Source organism: Flavobacterium sp., assembly GCF_036405015.1.
Classification (GTDB): Bacteria; Bacteroidota; Bacteroidia; order Flavobacteriales; family Flavobacteriaceae; genus Flavobacterium.
In genome coordinates, this window is sequence record NZ_DASWYK010000155.1 from 1 (window position 1) to 16,337 (window position 16,337).

The following is a 16,337-nucleotide window of genomic DNA, read 5'->3' on the forward strand; positions in this document are numbered from 1 at the left end:
GCGATTCTTTTACGTTCTTCTTCTTGTGTAACAATAACAGCATGCAACTGTTCTTTTTGGTATCGAAGTACTAAATCTTTTTTCTCTAATTCCTTTTGAATAATTTTCTTTCTTGAATAATAAAAGAATATAATTAATGCCACGGCAACAATTATAAAAAACAACGAGATATATAATATAATTGCAACTAACTCTTTATCAGGAATTGAATGGGCGTTCATCTTTATTTATTTAGGTTACAATTACAAATTAGCTTTGTAAACTTTTTTGTTTGAAAAACTCACCATCCATTCGTACATGATAAAAAGATAATAAACTATATTTAAAAATGCATTTAGTTTCCAACTTAAATACTTTACATCATTATTCAGTGTCGAAGTAAGATTACCAATAATAAACAATACAGTACTGGATAATAAATAAATGATTATTCCCATACTTGCATAGTAATAGGACTTGTTTTCTGTCAACATATTATAAAAATGCAATAGTGCAAAAACAACAATCATCAATGATGTCAGGGTAATTCCAAACAAATTAAATTTCAGGAATTCATGTGGCGAATTAATAAATTGTATCGAAAGGACACATAAAGCCAAAATAAAACTAACTCTTACAAATTGTTTTTGAACTTTTACTTTTAAGATCGACTGATAAAACAGACTTAAAAAAATCATTTGGCCTATAAAGAAACTATTTACTAAAAATAAATTATTCATTTTAAGATGCCATAATGTTTCCATTGAAACTTGCATAAGGAAAGCATAAGCAAGGTAACACACAAAAAAAACATTAGCTTTTTCCTTTCGGAAAAAGCTATATGAATATAATATTAGATCAATTAATAAAATCAAATAACCTGAATATATTAAAAAATCATCCATTCTTGAGACTTATTTAATTAATATGGAGGGCTTGGACGAGAACCATCGTAAACAACATCTCCACCTTCTACAGTACCTTCTGGCGGACCGTAAACATCAATGTATTTACCTGTTTTTTCATCTTTTTTTGCACCAACAAAAAGCAAAGTTTTCTCATTGTCGTCATTAATACCGATATAAGCACGAACAGCTTCAGTTTTTAGTTTCAAAACCAGTTCTAAACTTTCTCTTGGTATTAAATAAGATTTTACTTTTTTACTAAGATCTTCGACAGCTTTATCGTCTTCGTATCTTTTCTCCCATTTTTGAGCAGTTGCTAAGGATACCTCTATAGGCCCCGGAAAAGTTTCTTCATTCATAATTTTAATTTGTTATTGGTTAATAATTTAAAAAAATAAAATAGTTTCTTAATGGTATGGCTAAACTACTGATTTTAATTAAAAACATAACACTCAAACATAAAAAAAACCTTAAAAAATAAGGCTTTTTACATTTTGTTAAAACGGAACATCACTATCATCGTCATCATCATTCAAATTGCTTCCAAAAGCTTCATTGGCTGAAGGTAGATTTTTGGTAATAAAAGGATTGTCGTCGTGGTTCATTTTTGAAGGTAAATCATCATATCCACCTGTAAATTCTTCAAGATTATCAAACTTACCAAGGTGTCCTAAGAATTTCAGACGAATATTTTCTAATCCACCATTACGGTGTTTGGCTATAATAAACTCAGCCTGACCTTGTGTAGAAGAAGCTTCGTCGTCATCCCATTCTTCAATTTTATAATACTCAGGACGATAAATAAACGATACAATATCGGCATCCTGCTCAATCGCTCCAGATTCACGAAGATCCGAAAGAAGTGGTCTTTTACTAGATCCACGCGTCTCAACGGCACGAGACAACTGAGAAAGTGCAATTACCGGAACATTCAACTCTTTTGCCAATGCTTTTAAGTTTCGGGAAATTGTAGAGATCTCTTGCTCACGGTTTCCTCCTCCTTTTCCACTTCCTCCTGCAGTCATCAACTGCAAGTAGTCAATAATAATCAATTTGATTCCGTGCTGAGAAGCCAAACGACGACATTTTGCACGTAAATCGAAGATCGAAAGCGAAGGTGTATCATCAATAAATAATGGTGCTTTTTCTAAGTTCTTAACTTTTGTACTTAATTGCTCCCATTCGTGTTTTTCTAATTTACCTGTTCTTAATTTTTCTGAAGACAATCCTGTTTCAGAAGAAATAAGCCTCGTAATCAACTGTACAGATGCCATCTCCAGAGAGAAAATAGCAACTGCATGTCCAAACTGAATACTTACGTTTCTCGCCATCGAAAGGACGAAAGCGGTTTTACCCATACCCGGACGAGCCGCGATAATAATCAAATCCGAAGGTTGCCATCCAGAAGTTACTTCATCAAGTTTTTCAAATCCTGTTGCAACACCACTCAAACCTTCTTTTCCAGCAATTTCCTCAATACGTTTTTTAGCCTGAAGAACTAAACTCTGTGCTGTTTCAGAACTACGCTTAATGTTTCCCTGAGTTACTTCGTATAATTTAGATTCGGCTTTATCCAACAAATCGAATACGTCTGTAGTTTCGTCATAAGATTCTTCAATAATTTCAGAAGAAATTCGGATCAAACTTCTTTGAATAAATTTTTGAAGAATAATACGCGAGTGAAATTCGATGTGTGCAGAAGAAGCAATCTTTTGCGTAAGCTGAATTAAGTAAAAATCTCCACCGGCTAAATCTAACTTTCCGTTTTTCTTCAACTGAGTCGAAACCGTTAAAATATCAATGGGCTGTGTTTCGGTAAAAAGTTGTAGAATCGCTTCAAAAATATGTTTGTGAGCGTCTTTGTAAAAAGCATCGGGCTGTAAAATATCAATTACATCATCTACCCCTTTTTTATCAATCATCATAGCACCAAGCACAGCCTCTTCTAAGTCAATTACTTGAGGAGGAAGCTTACCTTTTTCTAGATTGATAATGGTGGTTTTGTCGACCTTAACAGGGTTTAAGTTTTTGAAATTTTCCATATAGCGAAAGTAGCAAAATTTAAAAAAAATATGCTATCGAGTTATAACTATTACGATGTTTATAAATAAGTTTTTTTGTTGATAACCAAAAAAAAATCCGAAACCGTAGGGCTTCGGATTGTAAGTCATTTTTTATGAATTTACTCTTTAAACTCGCCCATATTACTGTATTTGTCCATTCTTTGGGCAATCAGATCAGCTGTTGATAAGTCTTTCAATTCATTATATCCTTTAGTGATGTATTCTGCAACTGTTTTAAAAGTTGTTTCACGATCATAATGTGCTCCACCTAGTGGTTCTGGAATTACATCATCTACTAATTTTTGTTTTTTCATGTCAGAAGAAGTCAATTTCAAAGCTTCTGCTGCACGCTCTTTGTACTCCCAGCTTTTCCATAAAATAGAAGAGCAAGATTCTGGAGAAATTACAGAATACCAAGTATTTTCTAACATGTAAACGCGGTCTCCAACACCAATTCCTAAAGCTCCTCCAGAAGCACCTTCACCCACAATAATGGTAATGATTGGTACTTGTAAACGAACCATTTCGAAAATATTTCTTGCAATCGCTTCTCCTTGTCCTCTTTCTTCAGCTTCAAGTCCTGGATATGCACCCGGAGTATCTACTAAAGTCAAAACTGGAATTCCGAATTTTTCTGCCATTTTCATCAAACGCAAAGCTTTACGGTATCCTTCAGGATTTGCCATACCAAAATTACGGTATTGACGTGTTTTAGTATTAAAACCTTTTTGCTGACCAACGATCATAAACGACTGTCCGTTTATTTTTCCAAGACCGCCAACCATTGCTTTGTCATCTTTAAAACCTCTGTCTCCATGAAGTTCTAAGAAAGTATCACCACAAATTGCCTTAATATAGTCTAAAGTATAAGGTCTATTTGGGTGTCTTGACAATTGCACACGCTGCCAAGCGGTAAGGTTTTTGTATATATCTTTCTTGGTTTCTTCTAATTTCTTGTTGATTTCCTTGCAGGTAGGTGTTACATCAACGTCAGATTCTTTTCCAATAATAACGCACTTTTCTAACTGTTCTTCAAGTTCTTTAATTGGAAGCTCAAAATCTAAATATTCCATGGATTTTTGAATTTTGTTTGTAAATCGAACCGCAAATATAAAAATATTATATCATTGGCGAAGTTAATTGTTATTTAAAGTATAAAAATGCATTTTAAAAATAAGGAAACTATTACAAGTTTTCTTTCTTATTCTGATAATGTTTAAAAACACCATTCAGGATCACTGTGATGATAATGATGACAGCTCCTATATAAAATTCTACGCTCATTTTCTCTTTTCCGCCCAATATAAAATAAGCCAAAACGATTCCGTAAACAGGCTCTAAATTGGTGGTAAGCATTACTGTATAAGGTGTCAAACGCTGCATTACTTTTACCGAAGCAGTAAAGGCATAAGCAGTACAGACAGATGATAAAACCAATAATAAAACCCAGTTATTTAGAGACATAGTAAAGAAATCTGCCGTAAATTTTCCTTGAAATAAAAAATAAATCGTGATAAAGAAAACTCCTGCGCCAAACTCATAAAATGTAATTACAGACGGTTCATGATCTGAAATCAATTTCCCATTCATTAAAGTAAATAAAACGCCAAGAATGATTGCGGCTAAGGCATAATAAACACCCGTAAGATATTTAATTTCAACCTGAAGAATCAAAGCTAATCCTGCAATAATTACAAGTCCGAAGAAAACTTCATACCAAAGCACTTTTCTCCCGTAAAACAATGGTTCTAATAATGAGGCAAAAAATGCTCCTAGAGAAAATATAGAAAGCGTAATCGATACATTGGAAACGTGAATTGCCTTAAAAAAGAAAATCCAATGCAGAGCAATTAATAAACCAACAAAAATCAGTTTAAAAAATTCTTTTACAGGAACCTGAAAAGACTGTTTTTTAAAGGCAATAAATCCGCCTAGAAAAATCATGGCAATCAGCATTCGATACCAAACCAAATTATCGGCATCAATAGTTATTAAAGCGCCTAAAATGGCTGTAAAACCCCAGATAAAAACAATTAAGTGAAGATTTAAATAACTTTTTAAATTATCGTTTCGCATTGCGTAATAAGTAAACTGCCAGAATTCCGAAAACAATATTCGGGAACCATACAGCTAATAAAGGTGAGAAAGTAGATTTTTCGGCAAGTGTACCAAAAATTTTATCAAAGAATACAAATGAGAAAGCAATCGCAATACCAATTGCTAAGTTAGTTCCCATTCCGCCGCGTCGTTTCATAGAAGAAACAGCCACTGCGATAATCGTTAAAATAAAAGCCGAAACTGGTACGCTGTATTTTTTATAAAGAACAACCAGATAAGTATTGATATTTCCAGAACCTCTTTTTCTTTCCTTATCAATAAAATCGATTAATTTTCCTAAAGTTAATGTTTCTGCGATATATACAACAGGCGTTAAATCTGCTAATTCAAATTTAAAAGCCACATTCCTTTCTGGAAACTTTTCGATTACATCATTTAATTCCCCAACAGTTCTTTTAGTATAATCGTACAAAACATAGATTTTCTTCTTTGGATCCCATTTTATACGGCTTGCAGTAATCTTGTACGTTAATTTTTCTTTTTCAAAATGTTCTAAAGTAAAATTAAAAGCGGTTTTAGATTCTTCATTAAAACTATTTACAAAAATAAAATCATTATCATTAATTTGCCTGTAAACATTGGTGTTTTCGCCTCGCATGAGCTCCTTACCTCCTCCTTTTAAATACGTATATCTAAAATTGTTATACCCTTCACTTGCCGCAGGAACAATAAAAAACCCCATTAACAATACAAAAACCGAAACAATTGTAGCGCCTATAATATAAGGTCGCAAAAAACGAGTAAACGAAATTCCCGAACTCAAAATCGCGATAATCTCTGTATTATTAGCCAATTTGGAAGTAAACCAAATCACCGATAAAAACAGGAATATCGGAAACAGTGAATTGATAAAATAGATTGTAAAATTGTAATAATAGAAAGCAATATCCATAAATGGAATCTTGTTTTCGAGCATTTTATTTACTTTTTCAGAAACGTCAATAACGATTCCGATTGGTGCAAATAAAAGTAACATCACAGAGAAAGTTCCCAGATATCTTTTTAAGATGTATTTATCTATTATTGTAAGCATAGCAAAGTTTAATCGATTATTTGTTTAATCGTTTAACCGAATAAACGATTAAACAAATCAACATATTTTAAAGTCTTTGACTCATATTTTTAACCATCATTTCTTTCCATGGTCTAAAATCTCCGGCTAAGATATGTTTTCTCGCTTCACGAACCAACCACATATAAAACCCAAGATTATGAATTGTTGCAATTTGTTTTCCTAGATATTCATTAGCAGCAAACAAGTGACGCAAATAGGCTTTAGAATATTCTGTATCCACAAAAGTATGCCCCATTTCATCAATTGGAGAAAAATCTGCTTCCCATTTTTTGTTTTTGATGTTGATTGTTCCGTTTGCTGTAAACAACATTCCGTTTCTGGCATTACGTGTTGGCATAACACAGTCGAACATATCAATTCCTAACGCAATATTTTCTAGAATATTAATTGGAGTTCCAACACCCATTAAATAACGAGGTTTGTCTTCTGGAAGAATTTCGCAAACCACTTCAGTCATCGCATACATTTCTTCAGCTGGTTCACCAACCGAAAGTCCGCCAATAGCATTTCCTTGCTGACCTGCATTTGCAATATATTCAGCCGACTGACGACGTAAATCTTTATAAGTACTTCCTTGAACAATCGGGAAAAACGTCTGTTCGTAACCGTATTTATAAGGAACTTTTTCCAAATGATTGATACAACGATCCAACCAACGGTGCGTCATATGCATCGAACGTTGTGCATAACGATAATCACAAGGATAAGGAGTACATTCATCAAAAGCCATAATGATATCAGCTCCAATTGTACGCTGAATTTCCATTACATTTTCTGGCGTAAAAAAGTGATAAGAACCGTCAATGTGCGATTTAAACTTTACTCCTTCTTCTTTAATTTTTCTGTTTGAAGAAAGAGAATACACCTGATATCCACCAGAATCAGTCAAAATATTACGGTCCCAGTTCATAAATTTATGCAATCCACCAGCTTTTTCAAGAATTTCAGTCTGAGGGCGTAAATATAAATGATAAGTATTTCCAAGGATAATATCCGGATTAATTTCTTCTTTCAATTCGCGCTGATGCACTCCTTTTACCGAAGCCACCGTTCCTACAGGCATAAAAATTGGCGTTTCAATTACGCCGTGATCAGTAGTAATACTTCCCGCTCTTGCTTTAGACTGCGGATCTTTTTGTAATAAATCGAACTTCATTTGTTTCTTTTTTCAGTCGGCAAAGATAGTTTAATTTCAGGGAAATTTTATGAATTAGAAAATTTGTCAAATAGAAAATTAGCTAATGTTTTCTTAATTTCAGATTCTGTCTTTTTGGAATTTAGATTTTAAGATTTAGAATTTAATTAATTTGGGCGTTCCCCAAGGGTCGGGCTATCCGCTATATCTTTTGCTCCAGTTCGTTTCGTTTTTAATTAAGACCTTTATTTTGTCGCAAAAGGATGCCGCTTCTATCCCTAACGCAAACGTCGCTGCAATCATCATTCTCTTTTAAAAATTTCCAATCGAATGTAAAAACTACAATATCAGAATAACAAAGTGTAACATTATAAAATTTGGTTTTTCGTAATTTTAGAATACTTAAATAAAAAAAATCACAACTAAAAATATAGAAATCATGATAAATGCAGACGAAAAATTAGACCAAATTAAAGATGATCAAATCGAAAGAAATCTTGAAAACATGAATTATCCAGCAAACGAAGATATTTACAATCAAGACAACAAACTGGAAGATATTAATCCTGAAGAAATTTCAGGCGAACGTATTATCAATCAGGATAATCATGAATGGAAACAAAACAGTGACAAAATCGGCAATGATCTCGATGTTCCTGGTTCTGAATTAGACGACCAACAAGAAGATATTGGTTCTGAAGATGAAGAAAATAATTATTACAGCGAAAGTGATACAAATTAAATAACACTCTCAAATTTCTACACTTTTTGCCATAAGACAAACAGATGCTTTTAAACCTCTAAAACCATCTGTTTATTTTATGGCAATATTTTTATATGTAATTATCAATTTCTTGCTCTTTTCTAAAATCCACTAAAAAAAGAGCAAAAAAATATCACAATTGAAACCAACTAAAGCAGAAAATCATTTGTCTCCCCGCAAAATAACAATTACTTTTGCTACAGTTTAAAAATTTTACATATAAATGAAACCTAACACTCAACAATTAAGCGATTTAACGATCCAAGTAAGAAGAGATATTCTTAGAATGGTACATGCTGTAAACTCTGGACACCCAGGTGGTTCATTAGGTTGTACTGAATTTTTGGTAACACTATATCAAAATATTATGGACCGCAAAGAAGGTTTTGATATGGACGGAATTGGAGAAGATTTGTTTTTCCTTTCAAACGGACATATTTCACCTGTATTTTATAGCGTATTAGCACGCAGTGGTTATTTTCCAGTTTCAGAACTTGCTACTTTTAGATTATTAGATTCTCGTTTACAAGGACACCCAACGACTCACGAAGGTTTACCTGGAGTTCGTATTGCCTCTGGTTCATTAGGACAAGGTTTATCTGTAGCTCTTGGAGCAGCACAAGCTAAAAAATTAAACAAAGACAATCATATCGTGTACACTTTACACGGAGATGGTGAATTACAAGAAGGTCAAAACTGGGAAGCTATAATGTATGCCTCTGCTAAAAAAGTAGACAACATCATTGCCACTATCGACGTTAATGGAAAACAAATTGACGGAACAACTGACGAAGTTTTGCCAATGGGAAGTCTTCGCGCCAAATTCGAAGCTTTCGACTGGGATGTTTTAGAAATCAAAGAAGGAAACAATATCGATGCGATCATCGCTGGATTGACTGATGCTAAATCAAGAACTGGAAAAGGAAAACCAGTTTGTATCTTACTTTACACAGAAATGGGTAACGGAGTAGATTTTATGATGCACACACACGCTTGGCATGGTAAAGCACCAAACAATGATCAATTGGCAAGTGCTTTGGCTCAAAACATTTCAACTTTAGCAGACTATTAAAAAAGTGTTCAGTCTCAGTAGACAGTTTTTTTTAGTTTAAAACTTGATCTATAAGAGACCCAACATCTCAAAAGAAAAACAATGAAAAAATACGAAAATACAGGAAGTAAAGATACTCGTTCTGGTTTTGGAGCGGGAATGACAGAACTAGGTCAAAAAAATGAAAATGTTGTAGCATTATGTGCTGATTTAATTGGATCATTAAAATTTGATGAATTCAAAAAAAATCACCCAGAGCGTTTTTTCCAGATCGGAATTGCAGAAGCTAACATGATCGGAATCGCTGCAGGTTTAACAATTGGTGGAAAAATCCCATTTACAGGAACTTTCGCTAACTTCTCTACAGGAAGAGTTTACGACCAAATTCGTCAGTCTGTTGCTTATTCAGATAAAAACGTAAAAATCTGTGCTTCTCACGCTGGTTTAACTTTAGGAGAAGACGGTGCAACTCACCAAATCCTAGAAGACATCGGATTAATGAAAATGTTACCTGGAATGACTGTAATCAACACTTGCGATTACAATCAGACTAAAGCAGCAACAATTGCATTAGCAGATCACCACGGTCCAGCTTATTTACGTTTTGGACGTCCAGTTGTAGCTAACTTTACTCCTGCAGACGAACCATTCGTAATTGGAAAAGCTATTTTATTAAACGAAGGAACAGATGTTACTATCGTAGCTACTGGTCACTTAGTTTGGGAAGCTCTTATTGCCGCTGAAGCTTTAGAAGCAAAAGGAATTTCTGCCGAAGTAATCAACATCCACACTATTAAACCACTTGACGAGGAAGCTATTCTTAAATCGGTTGCTAAAACAAAATGCATCGTTACTGCAGAAGAGCACAACTACCTTGGAGGTCTTGGAGAAAGTATTTCTGGTGTATTAGCTTTAAATAATCCAGCTCCACAAGAATTTGTAGCAGTAAAAGATAGTTTTGGTGAATCTGGAACTCCAGAACAATTAATGGAAAAATACAAATTAAACAACCAAGCGATTGTTGAAGCTGTAGAAAAAGTAATCAAAAGAAAATAATTTTAGATTTTCTTTATTCATACAAGGAACCTCGAAAGCAATTTCGAGGTTTTTTTATTCCTTTAAACAAAAAGCAACGGTAAATAAACTAAAAAAACCTTAGGAATTGGATAGCGAGAACTTCTTTAAAACAACCTTAAAATCCAATATCTTTCTTTTAGAAAAAGCAAAAAAGAGCAACAAACAAAAAACCTCGAAATTTTCATTTCGAGGTTTTCATTTTATAGTTTTATCCTGAATTAAAAAGGATAAGGATATGTTTTATCTAAGTGAATTCTTAATCTATCTGGCGTAGTATAATCTTCAGGGACAAAAGCTCTAGGGTTTGTTTTAGATTCCGGCTTAGAAGGGTCTTTTAGCACTCCAGTAGGTCTTCTCGGAATTCCCCATGGCTCAGACTCATCTACATTTGGAGTAGCAGGATTGTCAGGAACAGGAGCGTTGTATGGATAATATTTACTTATTCCGTAATAAAAATTCTCTCCATTAAGTTTACCCCATCCAATCTGATCGGTTGGTTTTGTAACTTCCAATCTGGTTGTATAACCATCTCCATCATCATCGAAATCAAGATAATCAGGAATACCATCTTTATCACTATCATCACCAAGCATATAATCAGGTGGATTTGGATATCTGGTTGTATTTCTAAGATCATAAAGATAACCATCACCATTTATATCTTCTAAATAATCAGGAACACCATCACCTACAATAGAAATACCTGCGCTTGTTACATTATATTCATTGTCCATTCTCTGAAGAGCAAACAGCTTAATATTAAAGTAAATACAACTATAAGCCGGAATAACACCACTCGGACTAGCATAATACGCCAACCCAGAAGGTAAAAACATAACTCCAGCTCCATAATTGTCATAAGTTATCACACCATCATTAGAAGTAGTTGGATTATCTCCTGTTCTAAATTTAGGCATAATCTCAGACCAACCTTGAATAACAGTATTTCCACTTGCAAACGGAAATAAATTTGCTGTAAATGGATTTCCATATGAAGAATCCGCAAGAGTATTATTCATTAAATAACAACTATAAGCTACAGAAACTCTATCTGTATTGGTAGGAGATTCACCCGTACCTTCTCTTAAAACTAAATAATAAACTTTATACTTGACATCATTACTATAAACCTCTCTACTTTGCAACTTATATGTTTGCTGATCCCAAATAGAAGTCTGAGTTCCTCCAGCTGGTATTTTTGATATTTTTGCCTCAAAATCAGCTGTAACATTTTCAATATAATTGGTCTTCAAAAATTTCTCAATAGAATCTTTATCTGCTTCATACTGCACTTTATAATCCCTGATCGGAGTAACTTCAATCTCATCATCATCCTTTTTATTACAAGAAACGATGGCTAAACCAGCAAGTAATAAAACAAAATAATATTTAAATCTATTCATTATTATGATTTTTTTAGGTGCGCAAGATACAATATTGATTTATTTTTGTAAAGAATTTAACTTCTATTTTAGAAAAATTATGAGAATAGACAAATACTTATGGTGCGTTCGATATTACAAGACCAGAAACATGGTTACAGAGGCTTGTAAAAAGAATCATATCACTGTAAACGGGCAGGTTGCAAAACCATCTAAAGAAGTTTTCCCTACTGACCGCATCACCTTTAGAAAAGATCAAATTACACAGATAATAACGGTTCTGGATATTCCAGAAAGCCGTGTTGGAGCAAAATTAGTCGATATTTATCGCAAGAATGAAACTCCACCAGAAGCTTACGCACATTTGGAACTTCTAAAACTATCAAAAGAGCATTATAGAAAAAGTGGTACTGGGCGACCAACCAAAAAAGACCGTAGAGATATTGATGATTATGGAGATGAAATTTATGACGAGGAAGATGATGAGAATTAAATTCCAATTTTAAAAAATTCCAAATTCAAATTCTAAACAATATCAACAAACTTTTAATTTCCACTTTTAAATATACCTATTTCCTTTTGTAAAATTTGAAATTTGGATTTTTTAGATTGGAATTTAAATTAATTATATTAGCAAAAAATTACATTATGAGCAATAACATTATCTTAACCAATCAGGAAATCGAACATAAAATAAAACGTATCGCTTATCAAATCTACGAAACTTTTGTTGACGAAGAAGAAGTTGTTATTGCCGGAATCGCTTCTAACGGATTTGTTTTTGCCAAGAAAATAGCTGCAGCCTTAAGCAATATTTCTACTTTAAAAGTTTCAATCTGCGAGGTTAAAGTAAACAAACAAAAAACGCAAGACGCTATACAAACTTCATTAAACCCAGAAAAATACACTAACAAAGGATTAGTTCTTGTTGATGATGTTTTAAATTCTGGAACAACGTTAATTTATGCTGTACGTCATTTCTTAGATGTACCACTTAAAAAATTCAAAACAGCAGTCCTTGTAGACAGAAATCATAAAAAATACCCTGTAAAGGCAGACTTTAAGGGCATTTCTCTTTCTACTTCACTATTAGAACACGTACAAGTAGTTTTCGATTCAGAAAACGGCGACTACGCTTCTTTAAGCTAAAATTTTTAAAATATCCTGAACCGTTTCTTCGACAGATGTATCATCAACCACAACTTTGTGTTGTGCCTGATTGTAGTAAAAACTTCTGTCGAATAAATGTTTCGCGATAAATTCCCTCATTTCCTCTTCATTCATATTAGCAATCAAAGGACGCTTACTCTTATTATGTATTAATCTATTATATAAAGTATCAATTGATGCTTTTAAATAAATAGAATCAACATTCTCTCCTTTTAATAATTCATGATTATTAGCATAACCTGGAGTTCCTCCTCCTAATCCGATAATATTATTTTCGTCAGATTGTAATAATTCGACAAACATTTCGTGCTCTAATTTTCGAAAATAGATCTCACCATGCTTCTCAAAAATCTCATTTATGGACATTTTTGCTCTTTCTTCGATAATTTTATCCAAATCTAAGAACGGAATATTTGTAATTTTTGACAAATTCTGGGCGATTGTCGACTTTCCGCAACCCATATAACCTAATAATACTATTTTCTTCATATTAATAAAACCTTATAAACTAAGCGATTGGAAATTTTTCCAAAAAAAAGACAAATTTATAATAAAATTGCTTGGAAACTTCAAAAAAAACTCCTTATATTTGCACCCGCATTCAAGAAATTAAATGACTCGATAGCTCAGTCGGTAGAGCACATCACTTTTAATGATGGGGTCCTGGGTTCGAGCCCCAGTCGGGTCACAAATTTTGTGATTAACAAATTAAATTTCTTGAAAGTAATGACTCGATAGCTCAGTCGGTAGAGCACATCACTTTTAATGATGGGGTCCTGGGTTCGAGCCCCAGTCGGGTCACAAAAGGTCGAGTATTAATTTACTTGACCTTTTTTCATTTTAGGCCATGTGGAGAAACGGTAGACTCGCCATCTTGAGGGGGTGGTGCTCGTAAGGGCGTGAGGGTTCAAATCCCTCCATGGTCACTTTAAAAATTAAAAAAGCCTGCAAAGCGTATATTTTGCAGGCTTTTTTATGACTAGAACTCGGTCAAAGCCTAATTTTACAGACTTTCTTTACTCAACAAGAATATGGTGGAGATAATACACAAACTTCCAATCCAGTCAATGGTTTGAAATGGAATGCCCAGCCAAGTCACAGATAACAAAACAGCTACAAGTGGTTCTGCTGATGCCAACAAACTTGTTTTTTGAGCACCAATTAATTTGGTTGCTGTTAAATAAGAATAAAAGGCAACCAAAGTACCAAACAAAACAACAAAGGCAACTGCTAGAATAGTTTCCCAATCCCAATTTCCATCAATTCTCCAAGGCGATTTGACAAAACTAAATGCCAAGCCTCCAATAAGCATTGCCCAGCCAATCACCACAGCAGCATTATATTTCATCAATAATTGCTTAGGCTGTAATGAATATATAGCTAGGGTGACGGCAGAAGCCAACCCTAAAAACAATGCTAAAGGACTGATTGAAAGGCTGTCTATCTTTCCGTGCGTAACCAATAAAAAAGTGCCGAGTACAGCCAAAATTATGGCAACAATTTCAATAGGTTTTGGTAGTTTTTTATGTCTAATAGCAAAATATACAGCAATGAGAATAGGACCTATAAATTGCAAAACAGTGGCTGTTGCTGCGTTAGAGTGCTTTATGGCTGCAAAATAAGTATACTGAACACCCAAACATACCTATAATACTAAATATGCTTAACTGAATACTATCTTTTTTGTTTTTCCAAATAGTGAAAAGATTCTCATTTTTATTTCTAGCAAATAACAAAAGACAAATTCCCGAAATCAATAATCTAATAGTAATAATCCATTCTACATTAATTGATTTTTGCTGGATTAAAAACTGTCCGAATGTTCCTGATATTCCCCATAGCGTAGCCGCTAATAATCCTAAAATAATTCCTTTATTCATTTTTTATTTTTTTTTTATTCCTTTTTTGAAATGCAAAATTATTTCATATTGAGTTATTATTTTTATTAAATTAGTGTGCTTATTTGCAATTTTATTTCGTTTATGATGGATTTATTTGATTACAAGATTTTAGAAATTTTACAAAAGGACAATTTGACTCCTCTACGTGAAATTGGCGACAGCATTGGACTATCTGCTCCAGCTGTTCAAAGACGCATAAAAAAATTTCGTGAAGACGGTACTATTGAGAAAAACATTGCTGTTATTGATAGGGATAAATTAGGAAGCAATGTAACTTTACTTGTGGAGTTATTTCTGGAAAGCGAAAAGATGAATCAAATCGATGACCTAAAGAAAAAATTTGAAGTAGTTCCTGAAATTCAACAATGTTTTTATGTGACTGGAGAGTCCGATTTTTTTCTTGTAATAGTGGTTCCATCAATGACACATTATGAAAAACTTACCAAAGAATTATTTTTCAGCAATGAAAACATCAAGCGTTTTCGTACAATTGTTGCAATGGGAGTCAGTAAGAATACTTTAGAAATCCCTTTGAACGTGAGTTTATAAATACTCTTGTTTCTTTAATTAACTATAATAAGCATAAAACAAATGGTTCGAATTCCATATTGTCAAGATCACAAAAAAATCAAAGTCCTATTTTATTGTAAAATAGGACTTTATAATTTATTCTAAAAATCATTTAAAAAAAGGTGCAAAAAACTAAATAAAGTACTTATCTTTGCACCCTCATTGAAGAAATGAAGACTCGATAGCTCAGTCGGTAGAGCACATCACTTTTAATGATGGGGTCCTGGGTTCGAGCCCCAGTCGGGTCACAAAAGGTCAAGTAATTATTTTACTTGGCCTTTTTTGTTTTATAATTATTCCTTCTAGAATTATTTATACATAAAGAATAACAAAATAAACTACATTAGCTTAATTGTACTAATTAAGCATTTATGAAAACCAATATTTTATTAATTTTTATTTTTCACTTTCTTTTTTTCTCCTGCCAAGAAAAAACAAAAATCAGCGAAAAAAAAGCGAACAACATAATTACTAACAAAAGCAATTCTCAATCCACTAAGAAAAGAACAATTACAGAAAGAGACACAATAACCATTGAATACCTTAACAAACACAATCCATACGATTACGAATCCAAACTAAGCAATGGATACTATTTAGAATTTAAATATTTCCAGCAAGACAAAAACAATCCAATCGAAATGTGCCTAAATCTAAAAAAAGACACAACTACCATCGACACATTAAATATTATGGGATATGGAGCACCTCATAAAAATTTAGGATACATTGGAGCAGACTACAACAAATATTTCGCTTTTGTAAATTCATTTGGAAGTGGAAATCCGCACGATTTTAAACTTATTGAAAAGCAAAATGGTAAAATAATTAAATCAGGATTTATTGTTGACAGCTTTAAAAACCCAGAACTTCTTTTATATGCAAAAAACTACGATTCTTTGATGTTATACGATATTAAAAAGAAAAAAGACATTTTTATAGAAAATCTAAATCAATCAAAAGTAATAGATTGTATGGTTAGCGAGCTCAATCAAGTTGTAAAAATAAAAAAGGCTACTTCAAAATATGTTTTAATAGAAATTGAGAATCATCAAAACAAAAAAATCAGAAAAAAGTATTATCGTTAAAAACTTTCTAAAAAAATAAAGATTCCAAAACGCATTTTTCTAACCATTATTTAAAAAAGA

18 protein-coding genes, 4 tRNA genes and 1 pseudogene are annotated in these 16,337 nt (G+C 33.0%); 11 read left to right on the forward strand and 12 right to left on the reverse strand.

The window, feature by feature from the left end; all coding sequences use genetic code 11:
* From VGE71_RS12245 to tgt, 8 genes and pseudogenes are all read right to left on the reverse strand, one after another.
* A pseudogene (locus VGE71_RS12245) lies at positions 1–221 on the reverse strand (sensor histidine kinase); the annotation flags it as partial.
* A gap of 21 nt (positions 222–242) precedes the next feature.
* On the reverse strand, positions 243–719 hold the full coding sequence (locus VGE71_RS12250) for a hypothetical protein (RefSeq protein ID WP_331138592.1): 477 nt from the start codon (positions 717–719) through the stop codon (positions 243–245).
* A 182-nt stretch (positions 720–901) separates the two neighbouring features.
* Positions 902–1,243 (reverse strand): hypothetical protein, encoded by a 342-nt coding sequence (locus VGE71_RS12255; RefSeq protein ID WP_331138593.1) that lies wholly within the window; start codon positions 1,241–1,243, stop codon positions 902–904.
* A 138-nt stretch (positions 1,244–1,381) separates the two neighbouring features.
* Positions 1,382–2,926 (reverse strand): replicative DNA helicase, encoded by a 1,545-nt coding sequence (dnaB, locus tag VGE71_RS12260; protein ID WP_095931682.1) that lies wholly within the window; start codon positions 2,924–2,926, stop codon positions 1,382–1,384.
* Positions 2,927–3,066: 140 nt separating this feature from the next.
* On the reverse strand, positions 3,067–4,020 hold the full coding sequence (locus VGE71_RS12265; RefSeq protein ID WP_331138594.1) for an acetyl-CoA carboxylase carboxyltransferase subunit alpha: 954 nt from the start codon (positions 4,018–4,020) through the stop codon (positions 3,067–3,069).
* Between the two features lie 112 nt (positions 4,021–4,132).
* Positions 4,133–5,023, reverse strand: coding sequence for a DMT family transporter (locus tag VGE71_RS12270; RefSeq protein ID WP_331138595.1), 891 nt, complete (start codon positions 5,021–5,023; stop codon positions 4,133–4,135).
* Positions 5,010–6,098 carry an LptF/LptG family permease gene (locus VGE71_RS12275; RefSeq protein ID WP_331138596.1) on the reverse strand — a complete coding sequence of 363 codons (1,089 nt, stop codon included), beginning with the start codon at positions 6,096–6,098 and terminating at the stop codon, positions 5,010–5,012. Before VGE71_RS12275 ends, VGE71_RS12270 begins: the two co-directional genes overlap by 14 nt.
* A gap of 67 nt (positions 6,099–6,165) precedes the next feature.
* Entirely contained in the window at positions 6,166–7,296 is a 1,131-nt protein-coding gene (tgt, locus tag VGE71_RS12280) for a tRNA guanosine(34) transglycosylase Tgt (protein ID WP_026727521.1), read from the reverse strand.
* A 418-nt stretch (positions 7,297–7,714) separates the two neighbouring features.
* Here tgt and VGE71_RS12285 point away from each other — a divergent pair, with 418 nt between their 5' ends.
* From VGE71_RS12285 to VGE71_RS12295, 3 genes are all read left to right on the forward strand, one after another.
* Positions 7,715–8,017, forward strand: coding sequence for a hypothetical protein (locus tag VGE71_RS12285; RefSeq protein ID WP_331138597.1), 303 nt, complete (start codon positions 7,715–7,717; stop codon positions 8,015–8,017).
* Between the two features lie 244 nt (positions 8,018–8,261).
* Positions 8,262–9,110: a transketolase gene (locus VGE71_RS12290; protein ID WP_331138598.1), complete on the forward strand. Its 849-nt coding sequence runs from the start codon at positions 8,262–8,264 to the stop codon at positions 9,108–9,110.
* A gap of 81 nt (positions 9,111–9,191) precedes the next feature.
* Positions 9,192–10,145: a transketolase family protein gene (locus VGE71_RS12295; protein ID WP_144218172.1), complete on the forward strand. Its 954-nt coding sequence runs from the start codon at positions 9,192–9,194 to the stop codon at positions 10,143–10,145.
* A gap of 239 nt (positions 10,146–10,384) precedes the next feature.
* On the opposite strand, the gene VGE71_RS12300 is transcribed toward VGE71_RS12295, so the two are convergent.
* Positions 10,385–11,569, reverse strand: coding sequence for an FKBP-type peptidyl-prolyl cis-trans isomerase (locus tag VGE71_RS12300; protein WP_331138599.1), 1,185 nt, complete (start codon positions 11,567–11,569; stop codon positions 10,385–10,387).
* Between the two features lie 79 nt (positions 11,570–11,648).
* Between VGE71_RS12300 and VGE71_RS12305 the strand changes: the two genes are divergently transcribed.
* Both VGE71_RS12305 and VGE71_RS12310 read left to right on the forward strand, forming a co-directional pair.
* Positions 11,649–12,041: an RNA-binding S4 domain-containing protein gene (locus tag VGE71_RS12305; RefSeq protein WP_331138600.1), complete on the forward strand. Its 393-nt coding sequence runs from the start codon at positions 11,649–11,651 to the stop codon at positions 12,039–12,041.
* Between the two features lie 155 nt (positions 12,042–12,196).
* Positions 12,197–12,697: a phosphoribosyltransferase domain-containing protein gene (locus VGE71_RS12310; RefSeq protein WP_331138601.1), complete on the forward strand. Its 501-nt coding sequence runs from the start codon at positions 12,197–12,199 to the stop codon at positions 12,695–12,697.
* Here the strand turns inward: VGE71_RS12310 and VGE71_RS12315 are convergent.
* Positions 12,689–13,207, reverse strand: coding sequence for a shikimate kinase (locus VGE71_RS12315; protein ID WP_331138602.1), 519 nt, complete (start codon positions 13,205–13,207; stop codon positions 12,689–12,691). The genes VGE71_RS12310 and VGE71_RS12315 overlap by 9 nt on opposite strands.
* 126 nt (positions 13,208–13,333) lie before the next feature.
* On the opposite strand from VGE71_RS12315, the gene VGE71_RS12320 reads away from it, so the two are divergent.
* The 3 genes from VGE71_RS12320 (at position 13,334) to VGE71_RS12330 (ending at position 13,644) form a co-directional block, all read left to right on the forward strand.
* Positions 13,334–13,406, forward strand: a tRNA-Lys gene (locus VGE71_RS12320).
* Between the two features lie 40 nt (positions 13,407–13,446).
* Positions 13,447–13,519, forward strand: a tRNA-Lys gene (locus tag VGE71_RS12325).
* Positions 13,520–13,561: 42 nt separating this feature from the next.
* Positions 13,562–13,644: transfer RNA gene (locus tag VGE71_RS12330), tRNA-Leu, on the forward strand.
* A gap of 77 nt (positions 13,645–13,721) precedes the next feature.
* Here the strand turns inward: VGE71_RS12330 and VGE71_RS12335 are convergent.
* On the reverse strand, positions 13,722–14,294 hold the full coding sequence (locus VGE71_RS12335) for an EamA family transporter (protein WP_331138603.1): 573 nt from the start codon (positions 14,292–14,294) through the stop codon (positions 13,722–13,724).
* Positions 14,295–14,313: 19 nt separating this feature from the next.
* Positions 14,314–14,598, reverse strand: coding sequence for an EamA family transporter (locus VGE71_RS12340; protein WP_331138604.1), 285 nt, complete (start codon positions 14,596–14,598; stop codon positions 14,314–14,316).
* A 102-nt stretch (positions 14,599–14,700) separates the two neighbouring features.
* Here VGE71_RS12340 and VGE71_RS12345 point away from each other — a divergent pair, with 102 nt between their 5' ends.
* The 3 genes from VGE71_RS12345 (at position 14,701) to VGE71_RS12355 (ending at position 16,277) form a co-directional block, all read left to right on the forward strand.
* Entirely contained in the window at positions 14,701–15,168 is a 468-nt protein-coding gene (locus tag VGE71_RS12345) for an Lrp/AsnC family transcriptional regulator (RefSeq protein ID WP_331138605.1), read from the forward strand.
* 196 nt (positions 15,169–15,364) lie between these two features.
* Positions 15,365–15,437: transfer RNA gene (locus VGE71_RS12350), tRNA-Lys, on the forward strand.
* Between the two features lie 123 nt (positions 15,438–15,560).
* Positions 15,561–16,277: a hypothetical protein gene (locus VGE71_RS12355; protein WP_331138606.1), complete on the forward strand. Its 717-nt coding sequence runs from the start codon at positions 15,561–15,563 to the stop codon at positions 16,275–16,277.
* Positions 16,278–16,337 lie beyond the last annotated feature (60 nt).